Source organism: Type-E symbiont of Plautia stali (genome assembly GCF_059731115.1).
In genome coordinates this window covers 1,103,927-1,125,737 of record NZ_AP035906.1, presented here as the reverse complement: position 1 = coordinate 1,125,737, position 21,811 = coordinate 1,103,927, and the positions used below count along the sequence as shown (strand labels likewise).

20 protein-coding genes are annotated in these 21,811 nt (G+C 56.1%); 10 read left to right on the top strand and 10 right to left on the bottom strand.

The window, feature by feature from the left end; genetic code table 11:
- Positions 1–15: 15 nt before the first annotated feature.
- From AC6I8L_RS05070 to AC6I8L_RS05060, 3 genes are all read left to right on the top strand, one after another.
- Positions 16–870, top strand: coding sequence for a co-chaperone YbbN (locus tag AC6I8L_RS05070; RefSeq protein ID WP_058960851.1), 855 nt, complete (start codon positions 16–18; stop codon positions 868–870).
- Between the two features lie 63 nt (positions 871–933).
- A complete protein-coding gene (locus AC6I8L_RS05065) occupies positions 934–1,848 on the top strand; it encodes an SPFH domain-containing protein (RefSeq protein WP_034828210.1) in 915 nt (304 codons plus the stop codon).
- The gene (locus tag AC6I8L_RS05060; RefSeq protein WP_058960857.1) at positions 1,848–2,306 is read left to right on the top strand and encodes an NfeD family protein; all 459 of its coding nucleotides are present in this window, start codon (positions 1,848–1,850) and stop codon (positions 2,304–2,306) included. The genes AC6I8L_RS05065 and AC6I8L_RS05060 overlap by 1 nt, the downstream gene beginning before the upstream one ends.
- On the opposite strand, the gene cueR is transcribed toward AC6I8L_RS05060, so the two are convergent.
- On the bottom strand, positions 2,282–2,698 hold the full coding sequence (cueR, locus tag AC6I8L_RS05055) for a Cu(I)-responsive transcriptional regulator (protein ID WP_058960852.1): 417 nt from the start codon (positions 2,696–2,698) through the stop codon (positions 2,282–2,284). The two genes, AC6I8L_RS05060 and cueR, sit on opposite strands and share 25 nt — an antisense overlap.
- 110 nt (positions 2,699–2,808) lie before the next feature.
- Here cueR and copA point away from each other — a divergent pair, with 110 nt between their 5' ends.
- The 3 genes from copA to ybaK all read left to right on the top strand — a co-directional run bounded on the left by copA (position 2,809) and on the right by ybaK (position 7,062).
- The gene (copA, locus tag AC6I8L_RS05050; protein ID WP_498014232.1) at positions 2,809–5,307 is read left to right on the top strand and encodes a copper-exporting P-type ATPase CopA; all 2,499 of its coding nucleotides are present in this window, start codon (positions 2,809–2,811) and stop codon (positions 5,305–5,307) included.
- Between the two features lie 71 nt (positions 5,308–5,378).
- On the top strand, positions 5,379–6,179 hold the full coding sequence (locus AC6I8L_RS05045) for a TraB/GumN family protein (protein WP_058962238.1): 801 nt from the start codon (positions 5,379–5,381) through the stop codon (positions 6,177–6,179).
- A gap of 403 nt (positions 6,180–6,582) precedes the next feature.
- Positions 6,583–7,062: a Cys-tRNA(Pro)/Cys-tRNA(Cys) deacylase YbaK gene (gene ybaK, locus AC6I8L_RS05040; protein WP_058962239.1), complete on the top strand. Its 480-nt coding sequence runs from the start codon at positions 6,583–6,585 to the stop codon at positions 7,060–7,062.
- A 43-nt stretch (positions 7,063–7,105) separates the two neighbouring features.
- Here the strand turns inward: ybaK and AC6I8L_RS05035 are convergent, their stop codons facing one another.
- Positions 7,106–7,975: a LysR family transcriptional regulator gene (locus tag AC6I8L_RS05035; RefSeq protein ID WP_058962240.1), complete on the bottom strand. Its 870-nt coding sequence runs from the start codon at positions 7,973–7,975 to the stop codon at positions 7,106–7,108.
- Between the two features lie 90 nt (positions 7,976–8,065).
- Between AC6I8L_RS05035 and AC6I8L_RS05030 the strand changes: the two genes are divergently transcribed.
- Complete coding sequence (locus AC6I8L_RS05030; RefSeq protein WP_034828198.1) at positions 8,066–8,497, top strand: multidrug/biocide efflux PACE transporter; 432 nt, start codon at positions 8,066–8,068, stop codon at positions 8,495–8,497.
- Between the two features lie 28 nt (positions 8,498–8,525).
- On the opposite strand, the gene ushA is transcribed toward AC6I8L_RS05030, so the two are convergent.
- On the bottom strand, positions 8,526–10,277 hold the full coding sequence (gene ushA, locus AC6I8L_RS05025) for a bifunctional UDP-sugar hydrolase/5'-nucleotidase UshA (protein WP_058962241.1): 1,752 nt from the start codon (positions 10,275–10,277) through the stop codon (positions 8,526–8,528).
- A gap of 162 nt (positions 10,278–10,439) precedes the next feature.
- On the opposite strand from ushA, the gene AC6I8L_RS05020 reads away from it, so the two are divergent.
- Positions 10,440–11,636, top strand: a complete 1,197-nt coding sequence (locus tag AC6I8L_RS05020) for an MFS transporter (RefSeq protein ID WP_058962242.1) — start codon at positions 10,440–10,442, stop codon at positions 11,634–11,636.
- 220 nt (positions 11,637–11,856) lie between these two features.
- Positions 11,857–13,545, top strand: a complete 1,689-nt coding sequence (gene ybaL, locus AC6I8L_RS05015) for a YbaL family putative K(+) efflux transporter (RefSeq protein WP_034828192.1) — start codon at positions 11,857–11,859, stop codon at positions 13,543–13,545.
- Positions 13,546–13,685: 140 nt separating this feature from the next.
- Here ybaL and AC6I8L_RS05010 read toward each other — a convergent pair whose 3' ends face one another.
- The 4 genes from AC6I8L_RS05010 to AC6I8L_RS04995 all read right to left on the bottom strand — a co-directional run bounded on the left by AC6I8L_RS05010 (position 13,686) and on the right by AC6I8L_RS04995 (position 17,748).
- Positions 13,686–14,987, bottom strand: a complete 1,302-nt coding sequence (locus AC6I8L_RS05010) for an inosine/guanosine kinase (protein WP_034828189.1) — start codon at positions 14,985–14,987, stop codon at positions 13,686–13,688.
- A 57-nt stretch (positions 14,988–15,044) separates the two neighbouring features.
- Positions 15,045–16,004, bottom strand: coding sequence for a ferrochelatase (gene hemH, locus AC6I8L_RS05005; RefSeq protein WP_034828187.1), 960 nt, complete (start codon positions 16,002–16,004; stop codon positions 15,045–15,047).
- A gap of 117 nt (positions 16,005–16,121) precedes the next feature.
- Positions 16,122–16,766, bottom strand: coding sequence for an adenylate kinase (gene adk, locus AC6I8L_RS05000; RefSeq protein ID WP_034828185.1), 645 nt, complete (start codon positions 16,764–16,766; stop codon positions 16,122–16,124).
- A gap of 151 nt (positions 16,767–16,917) precedes the next feature.
- Positions 16,918–17,748 (bottom strand): DUF6024 family protein, encoded by an 831-nt coding sequence (locus tag AC6I8L_RS04995; RefSeq protein WP_058962243.1) that lies wholly within the window; start codon positions 17,746–17,748, stop codon positions 16,918–16,920.
- 191 nt (positions 17,749–17,939) lie between these two features.
- Here AC6I8L_RS04995 and AC6I8L_RS04990 point away from each other — a divergent pair, with 191 nt between their 5' ends.
- Complete coding sequence (locus AC6I8L_RS04990; RefSeq protein ID WP_038648497.1) at positions 17,940–18,809, top strand: LysR substrate-binding domain-containing protein; 870 nt, start codon at positions 17,940–17,942, stop codon at positions 18,807–18,809.
- A gap of 89 nt (positions 18,810–18,898) precedes the next feature.
- On the opposite strand, the gene htpG is transcribed toward AC6I8L_RS04990, so the two are convergent.
- The 3 genes from htpG to AC6I8L_RS04975 form a co-directional block, all read right to left on the bottom strand.
- Entirely contained in the window at positions 18,899–20,773 is a 1,875-nt protein-coding gene (htpG, locus tag AC6I8L_RS04985) for a molecular chaperone HtpG (protein ID WP_058962244.1), read from the bottom strand.
- 99 nt (positions 20,774–20,872) lie between these two features.
- Complete coding sequence (gene recR / locus AC6I8L_RS04980; RefSeq protein ID WP_007886897.1) at positions 20,873–21,478, bottom strand: recombination mediator RecR; 606 nt, start codon at positions 21,476–21,478, stop codon at positions 20,873–20,875.
- Positions 21,478–21,807, bottom strand: coding sequence for a YbaB/EbfC family nucleoid-associated protein (locus tag AC6I8L_RS04975; protein ID WP_031377860.1), 330 nt, complete (start codon positions 21,805–21,807; stop codon positions 21,478–21,480). Before AC6I8L_RS04975 ends, recR begins: the two co-directional genes overlap by 1 nt.
- Positions 21,808–21,811 lie beyond the last annotated feature (4 nt).

The window sequence follows — 21,811 nt, the reverse complement described above, 5'->3', positions numbered from 1 at the left end:
CAAAGAGACGTATTCATGTCACACGCTTTGATTATCGACATCAACGAATCCAACCTGCACCAGACGCTGGAACAATCCACGCAGATGCCGGTGCTGTTCTATTTCTGGTCCGATCGCAGCCAACACTGTCAGGAGCTGACGCCAGTGCTGGAGCGTCTGGCACAGGAGTACGCAGGTCAGTTTATTTTGGCCAAACTGGATTGTGATAAAGAGCAGATGGTGGCATCGCAGTTTGGTCTGCGCTCGATTCCAACCGTGTACCTGTTCCAGAACGGGCAGCCGGTGGATGGCTTCCAGGGCCCGCAGCCGGAAGAAGCGATCCGCGCGCTGCTGCAAAAAGTGCTGCCGCGTGAAGAAGAGATCAAAACCCATCAAGCGATGCAGCTGATGGAAGAAGGCAAACCGCTGGATGCGCTGCCGTTGCTGAAAGATGCCTGGGCGCTGAGCAACCAGAACAGTGAAATTGGTTTCCTGTTGGCAGAGGTGCTGATCACCCTGAGCCGCAGCGAAGAAGCAGAAGCGGTGCTGGCGGTGGTGCCATTGCAGGATCAGGACACCCGTTATCAGAGTCTGGTATCGCAAATCGATCTGCTGAAACAAGCTGCCGATACCCCTGAAATTCAACTACTGCAGGAACAGCTGGCAGCCGAGCCCGCGAATGCGGAGCTGGCTGCTAAACTTGCTTTACAGCTGCACCAGGTGGGCCGTAACGAAGAAGCACTGGATCTGCTGTTCAGCTTCCTGAAGAGCGATCTCAGTGCCGGAGAAGGTCAGGTACGTAAAATGTTCCAGGAGATTTTAGCCGCGCTCGGCACAGGCGATGCACTCGCCACGCGCTATCGCCGCCAGCTGTACTCGCTGCTGTACTGATCGGTACCGCGCGTGCAACGGGCCGAACGATTCGGCCCGACAATCTGACAACCAGGAGGTTATATGTTGACTGTCATTCCCGTCATTATCGTGCTCGCGCTCGTAACCGTGTGGGCCGGTGTAAAAATTGTGCCACAAGGCTATCAGTGGACGGTGGAACGTTTTGGCCGTTACACTAAAACGCTACCGCCAGGCCTGAGTTTGATCGTGCCGTTCATGGATCGTATTGGTCGCAAGATCAATATGATGGAACAAGTCCTCGATATCCCCTCGCAAGAAATCATCTCCAAAGATAACGCTAACGTCACTATTGATGCCGTGTGTTTTATTCAGGTGGTTGATCCTGCGCGCGCGGCCTATGAAGTCAGCAATCTTGAGCTGTCGATCCTCAATCTGACCATGACCAACATCCGTACGGTGCTCGGTAGCATGGAATTGGATGAGATGCTGTCGCAGCGCGATAACATCAATACCCGCTTACTGCATATCGTCGATGAAGCCACCAATCCGTGGGGCGTGAAGATCACCCGTATCGAAATTCGTGACGTGCGTCCACCGCAGGAATTAATCGCGGCAATGAATGCGCAGATGAAAGCCGAACGTACCAAGCGTGCTGACATCCTTACCGCAGAAGGCGTGCGCCAGGCGGCGATACTGCGTGCTGAAGGTGACAAGCAGTCGCAGATTCTGAAAGCCGAAGGTGAACGTACCTCCGCCTTCCTGCAGGCCGAAGCGCGTGAACGTCAGGCGCAGGCGGAAGCCAACGCCACGCGTGCCGTATCGGAAGCGATTGCCGCAGGCGATATTCAGGCGGTGAACTACTTTGTGGCGCAGAAATATACCGATGCGTTGCAGAAGATCGGTGAATCACATAACAGCAAAGTGGTGATGATGCCGCTGGATGCCAGCAGTTTGCTGGGTTCGATTGCCGGGATCGGCGAATTGTTGAAGGAGAGCCGTCAGGAGCGTAAACCGTGATCCTGATTGAGCTGATTGCCCATCCACACTGGTTCTGGCTGACGCTGGGTGGCCTGCTGCTGGCGGCTGAAATGCTCGGCACCAGCGGTTATCTGCTGTGGAGTGGATTAGCGGCGGTGCTGGTCGGTCTTATTGAATGGTTTTTCCCTTTCTCGTGGACGCATCAGGGCATTTTGTTCGCGGTGCTGACGTTGCTGTGCGTCTATTTCTGGTATCGCTGGATGCGCTACCGCGAGGTTTCACAGCAGCCTAACACCCTGAATCAACGCGGATCGCAGCTGATCGGGATGCACCTGACCCTTGATAACACCCTTAAAGATGGGTTAGGCCATGTGCGCATAGGCGACAGCAGTTGGCGAGTGCAGGCGACAGAAGATTTGCCCGCCGGAACGCCCGTGATCGTCACCGGTGTGATCGGTATCACGCTGCAGATTCAGCCGCGTTTCCCTTCGCCCTGATGGCAGCAGCCCGCCAGATGATTGATGATCGGGCACTCGGCACTGTCATCGCCGGGGCAGGCTTCAGCAAGTTCCAGCAGTCGCGCGCGCATTGCATGCAATTCTTCGATGTGTGCAGCGATTTCATCTGCTTTCTGCAAGGTGCGCGCTTTGACATCCGCGCTGTGGCGTGCGGGATCGTTGAACAGCGTCACCAGCTCGCGGCATTCGTCCAGCGTAAACCCGACCTGACGCGCCTGACGCAGCAGATTCAGCTCATCGATATGGTGCGCGGCATAACTGCGATAGCCATTGTCACTGCGTAACGGCGGCGTCACCACGCCCTTCTCTTCATAAAAACGGATCGCCTTGCTGGTTAGCCCGGTTTTTTTTGCCACATCGCTGATGTTCATCTTTTGTCTTCACCTCATGACCGCTTGACCTTCCCCTGAATGGAAGGTTTAGGCTCTATAACTAATGCAAAGTTTGCAGACAGTCAAACCTCTCGTTTAAGGAGTTTAAGATGTCACACACACAATTACTGGTACTGGACGGTTTGTCCTGTGGCCACTGCGTCAAACGGGTCAAAGAAGCGCTGGAGCAGCGCGACGATGTGGAACAGGCGGATGTCACGCAGCAGGAAGCGCGCGTTACCGGTGCTGCCAGCATCAGCGATCTGATTGCGACCGTGGAACAGGCCGGCTATCACGCGGCGGTGAAAGACAGCCCAAAGCCTGAGCCGTTGACAGCAACAGAGCCGCCGCCGGAGGCGCTGACAACGGAGTCGCAACCGGCAGAAGAAAACCTTCCGGTGCACCATTTGCTGATCGGCGGCATGAGCTGCGCCAGCTGTGTGAGCCGGGTGGAACAGGCGTTGCAGAAAGTGCCTGGTGTCAGTCAGGCCCGCGTCAACCTCGGAGAGCGCAGTGCGCTGGTGTTAGGCGATGCGCAAGCCGAGGCGCTGATTGGCGCAGTGGATCAGGCGGGCTATTCCGCTGAAGTGATCGACGATGAACAGACGCGGCGTGAACGCCAGCAGGTTAGCGCACAGCAGGCGATGCGCCGCTTTAGCTGGCAGGCGGCATTGGCGCTGCTGCTCGGCGTGCCCATGATGATCTGGGGCATGCTCGGCGACAACATGATGTTGAGTGACGCCAACCAAACGTTATGGCGCTCGCTCGGCGTGATCACTTTGCTGGTAATGGTGATCGCCGGCGGCCATTTCTATCGCAGTGCGTGGCGCAGCCTACAGCACGGCACCGCCACCATGGATACGCTGGTGGCCTTAGGCACTGGCGCCGCCTGGCTCTATTCGATGAGCGTGGCGCTGTGGCCGGAATTTTTCCCGATGCAGGCACGACATCTCTATTTCGAAGCCAGCGTGATGATCGTCGGTCTGATTAATCTCGGCCATGCGCTGGAACAGCGAGCACGCCAGCGGGCCTCCAAAGCCCTCGAACGGCTATTGGATCTCACCCCGGCGCAAGCCTGTGTCATCGACGAACAAGGTGAAACGTTAATGCCGCTGAGCGAGGTGCAACCCAGCATGCTGCTGAAGCTGGTGACGGGCGATCGCGTGCCGGTGGACGGCGAAGTCGAAAGCGGCGAAGCCTGGTTTGATGAAGCGATGTTAACCGGTGAAGCGGTGCCGCAGGCGAAACAGCCGGGCGATAAAGTCTATGCCGGGACGCTGGTGCAGGATGGCACGTTGCGCTTCGTGGCACGCGCCACCGGCAGCCACACCACGCTGGCGCGGATCATCAATCTGGTACGCCAGGCACAAAGCAGCAAACCGGACATTGGCCGCCTGGCCGATCGCATCTCAGCGGTGTTTGTGCCGGTGGTGGTGGCGATTGCCCTGCTGGCGGGTCTGGTGTGGTATCTGGTCGGCCCGCAGCCGCAGTTAGCCTACACGCTGGTTATTGTCACCACGGTGCTGATTATCGCCTGCCCTTGCGCGCTGGGGCTGGCGACGCCAATGTCGGTGATTGCCGGCGTCGGTCGCGCGGCAGAATTGGGCGTGCTGGTGCGCGATGCTGATGCGCTTCAGCGTGCCAGCGAAGTCGATACCATCGTGTTTGATAAAACCGGCACGCTGACGCGCGGCACCCCGCAGGTGAGCGATGTGCTGGTCTATGGCGACTGGAATCGTCAGCAGGTGCTGAGCGCTGCGGCGCAACTGGAACAAAGTTCGAACCATCCGCTGGCGAAAGCGATTCTGGCGGCAGCACCCGATCTCAGCGATGAGCCGACTAAGCAATTTCGTACAATACGCGGCAAAGGCGTGAGCGCTAAAGTGGCGGGCAGAACGCTGCTGCTCGGCAATCAGGCGCTGCTGGATGAGCAGCAGATTGATTACCGCGCTGCACAACAAGATATCGACCGTTTCGCCGCGCAAGGCACCACGCCAGTATTGCTGGCCGATCACCGTCAGTTGCTGGGTCTGATCGCCTTGCGTGACAGCCTGCGTCCGGAAAGCACGGAGGCGTTACAGCGCCTGCACCAGTTGGGCTATCGGTTAATCATGCTGACCGGCGATCACCAAAAAACCGCGCAGGTGATTGCTGCCGAAGCCGGTATTGATGAAGTGATCGCGGGCGTGCTGCCCGAAGGCAAAGCGCAGGCGATTGCGCAGTTGCAGCAGCAGGGGCGCAAAGTGGTGATGGTCGGCGATGGCATCAACGATGCGCCCGCGCTGGCGCAGGCCGATGTGGGGATTGCCATGGGTGGCGGCAGCGATGTGGCCGTCGAAACCGCCGCCATGACGTTGATGCGCAACGATTTGCACTGTGTTGCCGATGCGCTGGCGATGGCAGGCGCGACACTGCGTAATATGCGCCAGAACTTGCTCGGGGCTTTTGTCTATAACAGCCTGGGGATTCCGATTGCGGCGGGCGTGCTCTACCCATTCACGGGTTTGCTGCTTAGCCCAATCGTGGCGGGCGCGGCGATGGCGCTGTCTTCGATTACCGTGGTGAGTAACGCGAATCGTTTGTTGCGCTTTAAGCCAGCAAAACGCTAATCGCCCTCTCTGCCCTGTTTTTCAGTGACTGAAATCGCTAGCATGGATTTTTGACTTCAAAAGGACAGGGCATGAGACGCAGTCTGTGGCACAGCTTCCAGCAGATGGCCGCCAGCCTCTTCCCGGCACGCTATACCTGGCCGGCAATGGATATCAAATTGGGCGATCGACGCCTGCATCTGGCGGGCAGTATTCATATGGGCACGCGCGATATGCAGCCGTTGCCCGCCGGTCTGTTGCGTCAGCTGAGCAAGGCCGACGCACTGATTGTCGAAGCGGATATTACCCAGGGTGCATCGCCCTTCAGCAATGATGATGCCTGTGCACCGCTGGCAATGCGTCTGGATGCCGAGGTGCTGCAGCAACTGGATGTGCTGTGCGATGAGCTTTCGCTTTCCATGGCAGTGTTCGACACGCTGCCGTTCTGGCAAATCGCCTTGATGCTGCAGGCACAACAGGCGCAGCGTCTGGGGTTACGGCCGCAATATGGCATTGATTACCAACTGCTGATGGCGGCGAAATCGGCTAATAAGCGCATTATTGAACTGGAAGGCCCGGAAACCCAGATCGCACTGCTGAAGTCGCTACCGCAGGAGGGTTTATCGCTGTTACTGGACACGCTGGAGCATTGGCACACCAACGCCCGCCTGCTGCAAACCATGATCAGCTGGTGGCTGGATGCACCGCCCACGCAGCAACCGGTGGCCCTGCCGACCACCTTTAGCAGCGATCTCAATGACACGCTGATGCGCAATCGTAATCAGCACTGGCGCGAGTTATTGCAGGCGCTACCGAAAGGCCGCTATGTGGTGGCTGTCGGTGCACTGCATCTGTATGGCGAGGATAACCTGCCAGGATTGTTGAAATCGTAACAAATGCCGTCACCGCAAGACCTTATGCATCCTCATGTCCTGAAAGCGATCAGATCGATGACGTGCGTCTCTCTGATTGTGCGGAAATGTGCTTTGCCGGATGCGCGGCAGATGGTTGGCACAGCGGATGAGCAGTAAGCAGTAAGCAGTAAGCAGTAAGCAGTAAGCAGTAAGCAGTAAGCAGTAAGCAGTAAGCAGTAAGCAGTAAGCAGTAAGCAGTAAGCAGTGAATTGCAGGCAAAAAAGAAGGCCAATATCGCTATCGGCCCGTCAAAGAGGAATTTGTTTATGATTTTGGTTATCACCAGCATTGCTGGCGCGGGCCAATTTTCGCGCAAAGTTCAGAATTTCGCCAGTATTATTCACCAAAACTGAAATAAGAATTTTCGTAGCAAGGACAGAACATGACACCCGCCGTAAAACTGCTGGAAAAACAAAAAGTCGCCTTTACCCTTCATCCTTATGAGCATGACAGCCACGAAACAAATTTTGGTGATGAGGCGGTGCGTAAGCTCAATCTCGATGCACGCCAGGTGTTCAAAACCCTGCTCGTGGCGCTCAACGGCGATGCCAAAGCGCTGGCGGTAGCCGTGACGCCAGTTTCCTCGCAGCTCGATTTGAAAAAAGTGGCAAAGGCGCTGGGCGCCAAAAAAGCGGATATGGCCGACCCGCAACTGGCACAGCGCGTCACCGGCTATCTGGTGGGTGGCATCAGCCCGCTGGGGCAGAAAAAACGTCTGCCAACGGTGATCGATCAGCAGGCTGCAGAATTTGCCACCATCTTTGTCTCCGGCGGTAAGCGCGGGCTGGATATAGAACTGGCGGCGCATGACCTGGCACGACTGCTGGATGCCACACTGGCCGACGTGGCGCGCCGCGATTAATCCGGCTGCTGGATGCCGCACTGCCCGACGTGTCGCGCCGCGATTAATCCGGTTGCTGGGCGCAGAGTTGATCAATCATCCAGCGCCCGGCAGGACCTGGCGGATTGCGTCGCGACCAGATTACATCCACCGCGATGCGCTGTGGCCAGCCTGGCACCGGCAACTCTTTCAACACCTGATGACCAAACTGCTCCACCAGCCAGCGCGGTAATACGCTCCAGCCAAATCCCTGCTCCGCCATTTCCAGCAGCAATAAATAAGAAGGCGCCGACCACACTCGGCCAGCAGGCAAGGGTTCACGGTTTTGCACCCAGGTATTAAGCCGTAAATGACGCAATTCACCGAGTTGTGCTTCACTCACCTGCTTTGACTGCGATAACGCATGATCCTGATGCAGATAGATCGCCATTTCCGCCCCCACCTGTAAACGTGCCACCGCTAAATCAGGCGGCAGCTGCGGCTGCGCACGCACCACGCCGAGATGCACGCGACCGGCCTGCAGCAGGTCCAGCGCGTCCGCGTCCTCAGCAATCATGCATTCAAATTCAATATCCGGATAACGCGCTTCAAAGCGGTTGAGCAGATTTTCATGATGATCGGCCTGCCAGAAATCAGAAATCGCCAGACTGAGTCGCGGTTCCACGCCCTGTGACAGCCGCACCGCCAGCTCATCCAACCGCTGGCTGGCCGCCAGAATCTGCTGCACCTGCGCCAGTGCGCGCTGTCCTTGTTCGGTTAATACCGGCTGGCGACCGCTGCGATCGAACAGGGTGAAACCGAGATCGTCTTCCAGATTCGCCACGGCGCTGCTGATGGTGGACTGGCTTTTGGCCAGCGCACGCGCCGCCGCAGAAAACGAGCCACTGGCGACGGTCTGGACAAAGGCCTCAAGGGATTCCGGGGAGTATTTCATGGTGAACCATCGCTTTTATCGATAGGTAATCATTTTATCTTAGCATTTTGCGGTGAGAAAATGTGTCGCGTTACCCAAAAGGAGGTCTATATGCGTACCCGTTCGCTGAAAGAACGTTTTTATCATGCTGCAGGATTTGAAGTGCTGGCGATTCTCACTGTGGCTCCGCTGGCCGCCTGGATTATGGAAAAGCCGCTGTTTCAGATGGGCGCGCTGGCGATTATGTTGTCAACGGTCGCCATGCTGTGGAACATGATCTATAACACCGGTTTTGATCGCATCTGGCCGCCGCAGAGAAAACGCGGCCTCGGCCTGCGCGCCATCCACGCGCTGGGCTTTGAAGGGGGCTTTATCGTTATCGGTTTGCCGATTGCCGCCTGGATGCTGAAGATCACGCTGCTGGAAGCCTTCATGCTGGAAGTGGCGTTCTTCCTGTTCTTCCTGCCCTATACCATGGCTTATAACTGGATGTGGGATAAATTGCGCCAGCGCTGGCTGACGCAGAAATCCTGTCAGGCATAAAACAACGGCGCCCAATCGGGCGCCGTTTTTAATTGTGCAGCGCACGCGGCCAGATCCACGCCAAAATGGCTTGCGGGTAGCTGCGCTTCCTGGGTTTTTCCTGCGCTTTGTCGCGCTCCTGTACCTGCTGCTCCGTCAAATGCACGATGCCGGTTGGCGCATAGTCGGCGATTTTCAGCGGTGAGTGCGCCGTGACAAAATCGCGCAGCACATCTGCATCGCGCAGTCCGGTATTGCTGAAGCCCGCATGCGCCTCGATGTTGGGATAACCATCACCGCCGCTGGCATTAAAGCTGTTGGTGGCCATGCGATAGGTTTTGTCTTTTTGCAGCGGCTCGCCATTGATCTTCACCTCACTCACCGCTTTGCCATCCGCCACCAGACTGATATTGCTGAATTGCGCGAAACCACCGGAGTTGGTCTTGATATTGGCAACCGTGGCAAGATACTTCAGTAATTCGTCTCCGGTCAGCGTGACTGACACCACCTGATTACCAAACGGCTGCACCTGCAACAGATCGCGCCAGCTCAGTTTGCCTGCGGCCAGTGAAGTGCGAATGCCACCACCACTGATCACCGCGAAATCCGCTTGGGTCGCTGCCATCTGCGCGCGCAGAATCAGCTGCCCTAGGTTGGTTTGTTCAAAGCGCACTTTGTCGCGTTCGCCCACGAACACGCCATCACTGCTGCCAACCGTGACGTCGAGTTTCTTTGCCGCGCGCAGTTGATACGGCGTCAACAATTTCATCATTGCGCTGTTGGGTGGGATCTCTTCCTGCCAGGTAAGCCAGGAAACGCTGCCATCCAGATTCTTCACTTCGTGCTTGAGGTTCACCGGGATCAGCTGATAGCTGTCCAGCGTCAATTCGCCGTTGCGGAAGGTGAAATCGCCGCGCCCGACGTATTTGTCCCACTCTTTTGCCTGCATGATCCACACGCCATTTTGGCGATCGGGCTGACAAGGCTGGCCGGGCTGATAATCTTTCACGCTGACGTTATCTTTTTCCATGCACACCGCGTCCTGCGAGTGGCCACCAATAATCACATTAATAGTGCCCGGCGGCAGGCTGCGCGCCAGTTCCACATCACCCGGCGCGTTGCTGCCGTGCTGTCCGTCGTCGTAATGGCCCATGTGCGTCAGCGCCACGATCACATCGGGTTTCTCGCTGGCACGCAGTTCCGCCACCGCTTTTTCCGTCTCTTTCACCGGATCGCGGATGTCGATGTTAGCGATATTTTCCGGGTTGGAAATTTTCAGCGTATCGGTGGTAGTCAAACCGATCACCGCGATCTTCAGCCCCATGCGATTAAAGATCGCCCACGGCTTGAACAGACGCTGGTCGGTGCCCTTTTGATAGATATTGGCAGAGAGGAAGGGAAATTTGGCCCACTTCTGTTGCTGTTGCAGCACGCTGAGCGGCTTATCAAATTCGTGATTGCCGAGCGCCATGGCATCGTAGCCGATGAGGTTCATGCCACGAATATCGGGTTCGGCATTGAGCAGATCCGATTCCGGCACGCCGGTATTCACGTCTCCGGCGGAAAGGATCAAGGCACCACCGCCTTTAGCCTGCACATCATAACGCTGTTTATCCATCAGCGTTTTCTGTGCCGCCAGACCGTATTCGCCCTGCGCATTGGTCCAGTAGCGACCGTGATGATCATTGGTGTGCAGAATACTGAATCGATAACTGCGATCCGTCTGCCATGCCTGCGCCAGCATCGGCAGCAACAGCATGATCAGCGCCAGCCAGCGCCCTCTCCGCGGGAATAACAACAAAGCCGATCTCCTTATTCTGCGTCTTTCCACTTTGCCGTGGACTTAATGTGCTTTATCACCCTTCTGTGTCGCACATATGGCACTTTAACTCAAGACTAAAGGCTTATAGAGTCATGCGGTAGTAACAAACTGATAACGATAACTGCACTCTTCAGGATTTTTATGGCAAGTGACATCGCAACCCCGGCACGCGCACCGGGACGGACCGCTTTTGGCATTTTAGGTGCCATCAGCCTCGCGCATCTGCTCAACGATATGCTGCAATCGCTGCTGCTGGCGATCTACCCGATGCTGCAAAAAGATTTTAGCCTTAACTTCGTCCAGATAGGTCTGATAACGCTAACCTTTCAGGTCACCGCTTCGCTACTACAGCCGATCATCGGTCATTACACCGACAAATACCCAAAACCCTGGTCTTTGCCGGTGGGGATGGGCTTTACGCTGTGTGGTCTGGTGCTGCTGACGTTCTCCAGCACCTATCCGCAGGTGCTACTCGCTGCCGCGCTGGTGGGCAGTGGTTCCTCGGTGTTTCATCCGGAATCTTCGCGCGTGGCGCGTATGGCCTCCGGTGGACGTCATGGCCTGGCTCAATCCCTGTTCCAGGTGGGCGGCAACTTTGGTAGCGCGTTAGGCCCACTGTTGGCAGCGATGATCGTGGCCCCTTACGGCAAATGGCATCTTGCCTGGTTCGTGCTGGCGGCACTGCTCGGCATTATCGTGCTGCTGCAGGTCAGCCGCTGGTATAGCCACCAGCAGCGCGCCAGTAAGGCAAAGGCAACGGTTGCGCCGGTTAACCCGCTGCCGCGTAAGAAAGTGGCGTTGGCGATCAGCATTTTGCTGCTGCTTATCTTCTCTAAATACTTCTATCTCACCAGCCTGAGCAGCTACTACACCTTCTATTTAATCCAGAAGTTCGGACTTTCTGTTCAGGCCTCGCAATTCCATCTGTTTGCCTTCCTCGGCGCGGTGGCTGCGGGCACCATTATTGGCGGGCCGATTGGCGATAAAATCGGCCGTAAATACGTGATTTGGGTATCGATTCTTGGCGTTGCGCCCTTCACCTTGCTGTTGCCCCACGCCAACTTAATGTGGACCAGCGTGTTGAGCGTGATCATCGGGTTGATTCTCGCCTCGGCGTTTTCTGCCATTTTGGTGTATGCGCAGGAGCTGATGCCAGGGCGTATTGGTATGGTTTCCGGGCTGTTTTTCGGTTTTGCCTTTGGCATGGGTGGGCTCGGTGCCGCCGTGTTGGGCGTAGTGGCAGACCACACCAGCATCGAATGGGTATATCAAATCTGTGCCTGGCTGCCTTTAATCGGCCTTTTAACCGCTTTCTTACCTGATAACCGCCACGCGTAAGCCACTTTTGGGGGGCAACGCTTTTTCCTCGCCCCCCTCCATTCTGCGTAAAACCTGCCGATAGTATGAGATAACTGAGGAAAATGCTGCTTAAGCTGCGTTTTCTTCTTAATTTTTCAATTTAATCGCTTTTCACCGCTCAAATGTTTAAACGTGGTTAGCGATTGTGCATTACACTAGGTTGTTACAAGCGGATACATTTGCACACAAGGAGACAGGCATGCATCACACCACACCGTTGATCACCACCATTGTCGGGGGCCTGGTCCTCGCCTTTATCCTTGGAATGATTGCCAACCGTCTGCGAATCTCCCCGCTGGTCGGTTATCTGCTGGCTGGCGTGCTCGCCGGTCCCTTTACCCCGGGCTTCGTCGCCGATACTAACCTCGCGCCTGAGCTCGCCGAACTCGGCGTTATCCTGCTGATGTTTGGCGTGGGTTTGCACTTCTCGCTGAAGGATTTGATGTCGGTAAAGTCGATCGCCATTCCCGGCGCCATCGCGCAGATCGCGGTGGCCACGCTGCTGGGAATGGGGCTGTCGTGGGCGATGGGCTGGTCGTGGATGACCGGTCTGGTGTTTGGCCTCTGTCTCTCCACCGCCAGTACCGTGGTGTTACTGCGTGCGCTGGAAGAGCGCCAACTGATTGATAGCCAGCGGGGGCAGATCGCCATTGGCTGGCTGATTGTTGAAGATTTGGTGATGGTCCTGACGCTGGTGCTGCTGCCCGCCATTGCCGGAATGCTGGAAGAAGGCAACGCCAGCCCCTCTCTGCTGTTCTGGGACCTGATGCTGACCATCGGCAAAGTCGTCGCTTTTATGGTGCTGATGATGGTGGTGGGCCGTCGTGTGGTGCCGTGGATTCTGGCAAAAAGTGCCGCCACCGGATCGCGTGAACTGTTCACCTTATCCGTACTGGCCCTGGCGCTGGGTATCGCTTTCGGTGCGGTTGAATTCTTCGATGTCTCCTTCGCCCTCGGCGCCTTCTTTGCCGGTATGGTGCTTAACGAATCCGAACTCAGCCACCGTGCCGCGCACGATACTCTCCCACTACGCGATGCGTTTGCGGTGCTGTTCTTTGTCTCGGTCGGTATGTTGTTTGACCCGATGATTTTGATCGAGCAGCCGCTGGCGGTGCTGGGCGCGCTGGCGATCATCGTGCTCGGGAAATCCATCGCCGCCTGGCTGCTGGTGACGCTGCTCGGCCACTCGCGCCGTACCGCCATGACCATTTCGGTGAGTCTGGCGCAGATTGGGGAATTCGCTTTTATCCTTGCCGGATTAGGTATTTCACTCGGCATGTTGAGTGATGAAGGACGCAATCTGGTGCTGGCGGCTGCGATCCTCTCGATTATGCTCAACCCGATTCTATTTACCCTTCTGGAGCGCTACCTCGATAAGACTGAAACCATCGAAGAGCAGACGCTGGAAGAGGCGATTGAAGAAGAGAAGCAGATTCCGCTGGATATCTGCAATCACGCGGTCATTGTGGGTTATGGCCGCGTTGGCAGCTTGCTGGGCCAGCAGCTGATGGAAGCCGATGTGCCGCTGGTGGTGGTGGAAAATTCCCGTCCGCGCGTTGAAGCGCTGCGTGAGCAAGGGATCAAGGCGGTGCTGGGCAATGCGGCTCGCGTCGATACCATGGAGTTAGCCCGACTCGACTGTGCACGCTGGCTGCTGCTGACCATTCCAAACGGTTACGAAGCCGGGGAGATTGTCACCGCCGCGCGTGAGAAGCGTCCGGATATCGAAATTATTGCCCGCGCGCATTACGACGATGAAGTGAATTACATCATGGAGCGCGGTGCCAATCGCGTGGTGATGGGCGAGCGTGAGATCGCCAACAGCATGCTGAACGTGCTGCAGGAAGAGATCGCGCAGAACCCGATTGTGCGGGAATGCCCGATATAACAGACACCGTAGCGCCATAATTCAACTGATACCGTAGCGCCGCTATTCAACAGACACCGTAGCGGCGGGATTAATCGCGCAATTCAAGCAGCACCGCTGCCAACAAACGCGCGATAAATCGCGCCGTTACGGGTTCACTGTTACCTGTCCCAGTACGACTCTTCTAAACTGTCTTCCCGCTCAGGCAGCCCGCGCATCAGACGCGGTGAATGCTGATTCAGCACCTGATAACTCACCCGGTTGGCATACTTACACACCTGCGCCAGCGACGAATAGGTGAGATAACCGCGTGCGTGTTTACTGGAGTTCGGCACTTTCTGGCGGTGGAAATTATTGGCGGTGATGTCGTGCAGCAGCGCGGCCAGAGCACCATCGCCCGCGCCATTGGTGTTCATGATCTTCTCAGGGCCGCCCATATAAGGCGCGATGTGCGAGAAGATGCGCAGCGGCTGCTGGCAATCCTGATGACGCATAGCGCGGCTGAACTCATACTGGTTGAATTCGGCAATCGCGCCCGGCAACAGCGGATGATTGGTTTTGCGCTTGAATTCATCTTCGGTGAAGCCAGCCATATACAAACCGGTAGGGCCAGCAGTGCACAGCACCAGATCCACCCAGTCCAGCGCAATATTCGACGCCAGCAGCGGATCCTGCTCACCCGTCAGCGCCAGCGCCTCTTCTTCGTTCATCGCCACGATCGATACATGATCGCGCAGGAAATCGCGCCAGAACTGCGGATCGTCCTGAATCACGTATTTGGTTCCCAGCGTCAGCACCACCGGCACGTTATGTTTTTTCGCGTAGTCGATGGCACGCAGCGTGGCCGCTGGCATCGGTTCACCCGGCTGGCAGCGCACCAGATAGGAAGTCAGCACCAGCGCCGACGCCCCGGCAATCACCTCTTCCGGAATGCTGTCCGCCTGCAGTTGGTTCATTAAACCCGGGCTGATGGCAAAGGTGCGTTCGCCCTGCTCACCAATCAGAGTGAAGCAGCGGCCAATCGCGCCATCCACGCCTTGCAGGAAGTTGAGATCCATACGGCTGGAGGTGTTGCACAGATAGCGATAAGCGTAGCCGCCAATCTGGATGTTGTTGCACATCACGCCGAGCAATACGGAACGGTCATCGGCCAGCACGGAATAGTTGTGCAGCGTATTACCGATGGTGCCGCCGGCAAATTGATGGCTGATCAGCGCATCGCGCATCAGCTCGTTATACAAAGCTTCTGCGGTAGCATCGTCGATCACCAGCGAGTGGCCGGCGCTCAGTCCGTAGCGTTGCAGAAAGTCATCATCAACTTTGGCTTCAATATCCACCAGCGTCTGGTCGATACCCACCACCCAACTGCCCTCTTCCTGCTCTTGAGGTGTGGCTTGCAGCAGCGGATCGCGCGCGTTAACGGGGAAATAGTGTTTGGATTTGCGTTTGCCGGGAAATTTCATCGTGGCTGCCGTAAGGGAAATCTGGCAGAGAATGATATCACACTCTCTGCCAGCACTTTATCGGCGTGCGTTGACCAGCTGAACCATCATCTCGATGTGCTCGTCATCGGCGTTGAGCGCGGGAATGTATTCAAACTTCTCGCCACCGGCGTGCAGGAAGAACTCACAGTTCTGCTCGCTGATCTCTTCCAGGGTTTCCAGGCAGTCTGCGGAGAAGCCGGGACTCATCACCTGCACATGTTTGATGCCCTTGGCCGGTAAACCTTGCATGGTTTCGTCGGTGTACGGTGTCAACCATGGCTCGCGACCAAAGCGTGACTGGAAGGTCATCATGATTTTGTGCGGCGCGATGCCCAACGCGGCAGCCAGCGCCTCGGTGGTGTCTTTGCAGCGCTGCGGATAATCATCACCTTCGTCGGCAAAGCGCTGTGGGATGCCGTGATACGACAGCACCAGCAGGTCCGGTTCGCCATGCTGCGCAAACGAACGCTCAACCGAAGCCTTCAGTGCTGCGATATAGGCAGGATGCTCGGCATAATCGCGAATGAAAGCCACTTCAGGCAGGGAGCGCAGCGGTTTAAAGCTGGCGGATAATCCGTCCCAAACGGCAGCCACCGTCGAGCACGAGAATTGCGGATAGAGCGGCAACACAATCAGTTTGGTGACACCCTGGTCCAGCAAACGCTGTACCGCCCCGTCGAGGCTTGGCTGGCCGTAGCTCATGCCCAGCTCAACCGGCATATCCACGCGCTGCGCCAGCGCATCGCGCTGCTGCTTGCTGAACACCATCAGCGGAGAGCCTTCTTTCATCCACACCGAGGCGTACAGCTTCGACACGCGCGGCGAACGGAACGGCAAAATGGCGAAATTGAGAATCGGCCACCATAACCAACGCGGTGTATCCACCACGCGCGGGTCGCCAAGGAACTGTTTAAGATAGCGCTTAACGGCAGGTGTTGTAGGCGCATCAGGTGTGCCTAAATTGACCAGCAAAACCCCAGGCTTTTCTTGCCTCATTGGTATTTCCTTGATGTCAAAACGAATGGATCAAAATCAGGGGGAAATTGTAGCGGAAATCGTGGGAGGGGAAAGCAATTGCTGCAAAAGGGCCGGACAACCGGCCCCTGATCCGCATTAACCGAGAATACCGGCCAGCTGCGTGCTCACTTCAGCCACCTTACGGGTGCCGTCGATCTTGTGATACTGGGTGTTACCGGCTTCCGCTTCTTTGCTGTAGTAAGCAATCAGCGGTGCAGTCAGCTGATGGTATTCCACCAGACGCTTACGCACGGTTTCTTCCTGGTCGTCTTTACGCGTGGTCAGCTCTTCGCCGGTCACGTCATCTTTGCCTTCCACTTTTGGAGGATTATAGGTGACGTGATACACGCGGCCAGACGGCGCATGCACGCGACGGCCAACAATACGATCCACAATCAGTTCGTCCGGTACGGCAAACTCCAGCACGAAGTCCACATTGATGCCCGCGTCTTTCATGGCATCAGCTTGTGGGATAGTGCGTGGGAAGCCATCGAGCAGGAAACCGTTTTTGCAGTCTTCCTGCGCGATACGCTCTTTAACCAGCGCAATCACCAGCTCGTCTGTCACCAGTTTACCGGCATCCATGATGGCTTTCGCCTGTTGGCCCAGTTCGGTGCCTGCTTTAACTGCCGCACGCAACATGTCACCGGTGGAGATTTGCGGAATACCATATTTCTCCATGATGAATTGAGCCTGAGTGCCTTTACCTGCGCCCGGTGCCCCGAGCAGAATAATACGCATTGCGTAATTCCCCTTGCGAATCGCATTGATCAATCTGAGAAGGCCAAGAACATACCATTATGACCCGCGCACCACAAGGAAACGGGCGCGCTTCCGGTGAAAGCTTTACTTTGACTTGCTTTAGCGCAAAATACCAGCAGAGTGCCCGTTTTTAAGAATCAAGGCTAACGCTTAACACGTCTTTCAGACGTCTCTTCAGGATCGGCGTGACGTTTTGATTTTTGTTCACACCACCTCGCACGTTGGCATGCAGGCGCAATCGGTGATGAGCGGGAAGCAGATGCATATCCTGCGGTAAGTCGGGCAAGGTAAGACTGACCGGCATGGGGAACAGGGCGAACGGTAAGCCGTGCTGCTGAATCGATTGCAGCTGAACCGGGGCCTCAAGCGTAATATTATCCACGCTAGCGATATTAAACGGCCGCCAGTCGCTGTTTTCCATCATTTCAAGGGTTTGATCCAGTGACGAGCCAAAGGCCAGTCCCTGCTCAAATAACCGCAATTCGCTGCGCACCAGCGTGCTGAAATCGCAGGTTTTCAATGCAATTAACACCAGGTCACTGCTTAACGCCGCATGACGATCGAGCCGCGCCACAAACAATCGCGCATCGCTGATTAATCGTTTATGCAACAAGGTGGCAAAGGATTCCGAGGCGTCGGTCACGCCCTGACTTTGACACTCCGCCAGCGGACGCACCCGCCCCTGCAGCATGTCGACATGCTCCACCAGCGCAATGTTACCAGCCATCATCGGCACTGCGGGTAACACACTCAGTTCACTGACCGGATATTGCGAAGCGTAACGCGTTTGATTGCGCGCCTGTTCCTGACGTAAAAACAGTTGTGAGAGCAGCACCCGCGAAATATGCAAAGAAGGTGCAAAGAAGAGGTCGTAATTTTCCAGCCGATAGTGACGTGAAAGCAAGCCGCGAAGTCGATCGCGCGCTGCCGCCGCCCTGGCAGAAGCATGTTGGTGATCCATCGCGTGAGATTTCTCTAATTATAAAAATGCTGTGAGTGTCGCAGATTGAGGGGGAACATTAGCCGCGTTAAACACAGACAACGCCATCCGTCAACCCGCCATAATCTGGGGGAAAGGTTAGGCCAATGCGGCTGGACATTAAAATGATATAAACTGACAATCCCTGTTAGGTTTTTACACAGGGGATGAGTATGACCGCGCTTCCGTCGTTACGTGCACTGCACTATTTTCATCAGGCAGCACTGCACAGCAGTTTTAGCGTGGCGGCCGAGCGTCTTCATGTGACACACAGCGCCATTAGCCATCAGATTCGACAGCTGGAAAGCTGGATGGGAAAGCCCTTATTCGTCCGTACCAATGGGCGCGTCAAATTAACCTCACACGGCGAGCGCTTGCTGGTGAGTTGTCAGAAGGCGTTTAGCGAACTCTCCACCACCTGCGAAAGCATTCGCACCGGCATGCGTCATCACCTCAGCGTCTCTTGCGCGCCCAGTTTTCTCTCGCAATGGCTGATTCCACGTATTAGCAGTTTTTATCAACGCTATCCCGATATTGAAGTGCAGTTTCAGCCGCTGGTGGAGATCGATCAGCTGCGCAGTGAACACACCGATGTGCTGATCCTTAGCTATGAGCAGTCACCGGATGAGGATATTGATGCTACGCTGATCAGCGATGACTACATCGGCCCGCTGTGCGCGCCTCAGTATGCCGCGCGTTTTCACAATGAGCAGGATTTAGCGTCATTGCCGCTGCTGCATGCCGATACACGACTGCACGCCTGGGCCGAGTGGGCGAAAACCAGCGGTGCGCGTGGCAATTATTGGGTCGGTAAGCATTTCGATAATCTCACTCTGGGCATTCAGGCGGCGAGAAATGGCTTAGGGGTGATCATGGCCCCGCGTTTACTGGTCAGGCAGGAGTTGAGCGACGGTACGCTTATCGCTCCATTGGGATTTGTGCGGGTGGACCGCGCCACCTGGATGATGACGAAAATGTCACGTCAGCATGATGCGGAGATAACGTTGTTCCGGGATTGGCTGCGCGATCAGGCGCTGCATTAAAAAAAGGTCGGCATTCAATGCCGACCTTTTTTGTCTCTTGCCAACCCTGCCGCCGGTATTGATGCCAACCGGCGCGGGCGCTGAATGGCTTATGCCGTCAGCAGTTGGTTCATACGACGGATAAACTGGTTAGGATCGTCCAGCGTGCCGCGCTCAGCCAGTAGCGCCTGATCCAGCAGCAGCTCAACCCATTCAGCAAAATGCGCTTCGTCGTGGGTATCCGCCACGCGTTTCACCAGCGTATGCTCCGGGTTGATTTCGAAGATGTACTTCACATCCGGCACTTCCTGGCCCGCAGCAGCAAACAGCTTCGCCATCTGGGTGGTCATTTCGTTGGCGTCGGTGGTGACAATCGCCGGGGTGTCGGTCAGACGATGAGTCAGACGCACCTCTTTCACACGCTCGCCCAGCAGCGTTTTCACGCGCTCAACAAACGGCTCCAGCGCTTTCTCCGCTTCCTTCTGCTCTTCGGTCTCTTCATCGGCCAGTTTGCTCAGCGACTCATCCGCTTTGCTCACTGACTGGAAGGTTTTACCGTCGAACTCGGTCAGGTAGCTCATCATCCACTCGTCGATACGATCGGACAGCAGCAGCACCTCGATACCTTTTTTGCGGAACAGTTCCAGATGCGGGCTGCTCTTCGCGGCGGCATAGCTGTCAGCAGTGATGTAGTAAATCTTATCCTGCCCTTCCACCATGCGGCTCAGGTAATCGTCCAGCGAAATGGTCTGCTCAGCGCCTTCACTCTGCGTGGTGGCAAAGCGCAGCAGTTTAGCAATCGCCTGCTGATTGGTGTTGTCTTCGGCGGGGCCTTCTTTCAGGACCAGACCAAACTCTTTCCAGAACTGCTGGTATTTTTCGGCGTCGTCTTTAGCCAGTTTTTCCAGCATCTGCAGGCTACGCTTGGTCAGCGCGGCGCGCAGGCTCTGGGTGACACGGCTGTCCTGCAGGATTTCACGCGAGACGTTCAGCGGCAGATCGTTGGAATCTATCAGGCCACGTACGAAGCGCAGGTAGTTCGGCATGAACTGCTCGGCATCGTCCATGATGAACACGCGCTGCACATACAGCTTCAGGCCGTGTTTGCTGTCGCGGTTGAACATGTCGAATGGCGCACGCTGCGGGATGTACAGCAGGCTGGTGTACTCCTGCTTTCCTTCCACACGGTTGTGGCTCCAGATCGCCGGATCGCTGTAATCATGGGCGATGTGTTTATAGAACTCGTTGTACTCTTCGTCGCTGATTTCAGACTTGTTGCGCGTCCACAGCGCCTGGGCTTTGTTGATCTTCTCCCAGGTGGTGGTGTCGTTCTCTTCGTCTTTGGTCTCAATCTCAACCGGCAGCGCAATGTGATCGGAGTATTTGCTGATCACGTTGCGTACGCGCCACGCATCAAGGAAATCATCCTCGCCTTCGCGGAAGTGCAGCGTGATTTCGGTACCGCGATCGGCTTTCTCAATTTCTGCCAGAGTGTATTCACCCTCGCCCGCCGATTCCCAGAACACGGCTTCATCGGCTTTCGCGCCCGCAGCACGAGTACGCACGGTGACTTTATCCGCAACGATAAACGCCGAGTAGAAGCCCACGCCGAACTGACCGATCAGCTGACTGTCTTTCGCCTGGTCTGAGCCCATCGATTCAAGGAAAGATTTGGTGCCGGACTTCGCGATGGTGCCGAGGTTCTCAATCACCTCATCACGGCGCATACCGATACCGTTATCGCTTAAGGTCAGCGTACGATTATCCTTATCGACCGAGATACGCACGCGCAGGTCGCCATCGCCTTCATACAGATCCGGCGTGGACAGGGCGCGGAAGCGCAGTTTGTCGGCGGCATCCGAAGCGTTGGAGATCAGTTCACGCAGGAAAATCTCTTTGTTTGAATAGAGGGAGTGAATCATCAGGTGCAGAAGTTGTTTTACCTCTGACTGGAAGCCACGCGTCTCTTGTCCTTTCATGGTCATTGCTACCTCAACTAAATCGGGGTTGATCATATGTCGAGAGAGAAATGGGGATGATGATGGGAATTTCAAGCCGATGTCGGTGAAGACATCGGCAAGTGATTAGAATTTAATCTTGTGGCGTCCGGCAAGTGAGTGCGACAGCGTGGTGCCATCGACCATTTCCAGCTCACCGCCGACCGGCACACCGTGTGCAATGCGGCTGGCATCGACGCCATATTGCCCGCACAGTTCAGCGATGTAATTGGCCGTGGCTTCACCTTCCACCGTTGGGTTGGTAGCGAGGATCACTTCGGTCAGCGTTTCACGCTCCAGCCGCTGCTCTAACCGATCCAGACCGATATCTTGCGGACCGATGCCATCCAGCGGTGACAAGTGGCCCATCAGCACAAAGTAACGGCCGCCAAACTGGCCGGTTTGCTCAATGGCGTGGATATCGGCAGGACTCTCCACCACGCAAATCTGGCCGTTTTGTTGACGGCGCGGATTGGCGCAGATGGTGCAAATTTCCTGCTCGGTGAAAGTGCGGCAATCGGCACAGTGGCCGATTTCCGACATCGCGCGGGTCAAAGCCTGCGCCAGACGCATACCACCGCTACGATCGCGCTGTAACAGCTGAAAAGCCATGCGCTGCGCCGATTTCGGGCCCACGCCCGGCAGGCAACGCAGCGACTCCATCAAAGATTCAAGCAGTGGACTGGTTTGCATCAGAACGGCATCTTGAAGCCAGGTGGCAGCTGCATACCAGATGACACAGAGGCCATTTTCTCTTTCTGCGTTTCATCAATGCGACGTGCTGCATCGTTGAAGGCTGCCGCAATCAGATCTTCCAGCATGTCTTTGTCGTCTTCCAGCAAGCTTGGATCGACTTCAACACGGCGGCAATTATGTGCACCATTGATGGTGACTTTGACCAGGCCAGCGCCTGATTCACCGGTCACTTCCAGCGCGGCAATCTCTTCCTGAACTTTGGCCATTTTGTCTTGCATCTGCTGGGCCTGTTTCATCAGGTTGCCCAATCCGCCTTTACCAAACATAGTC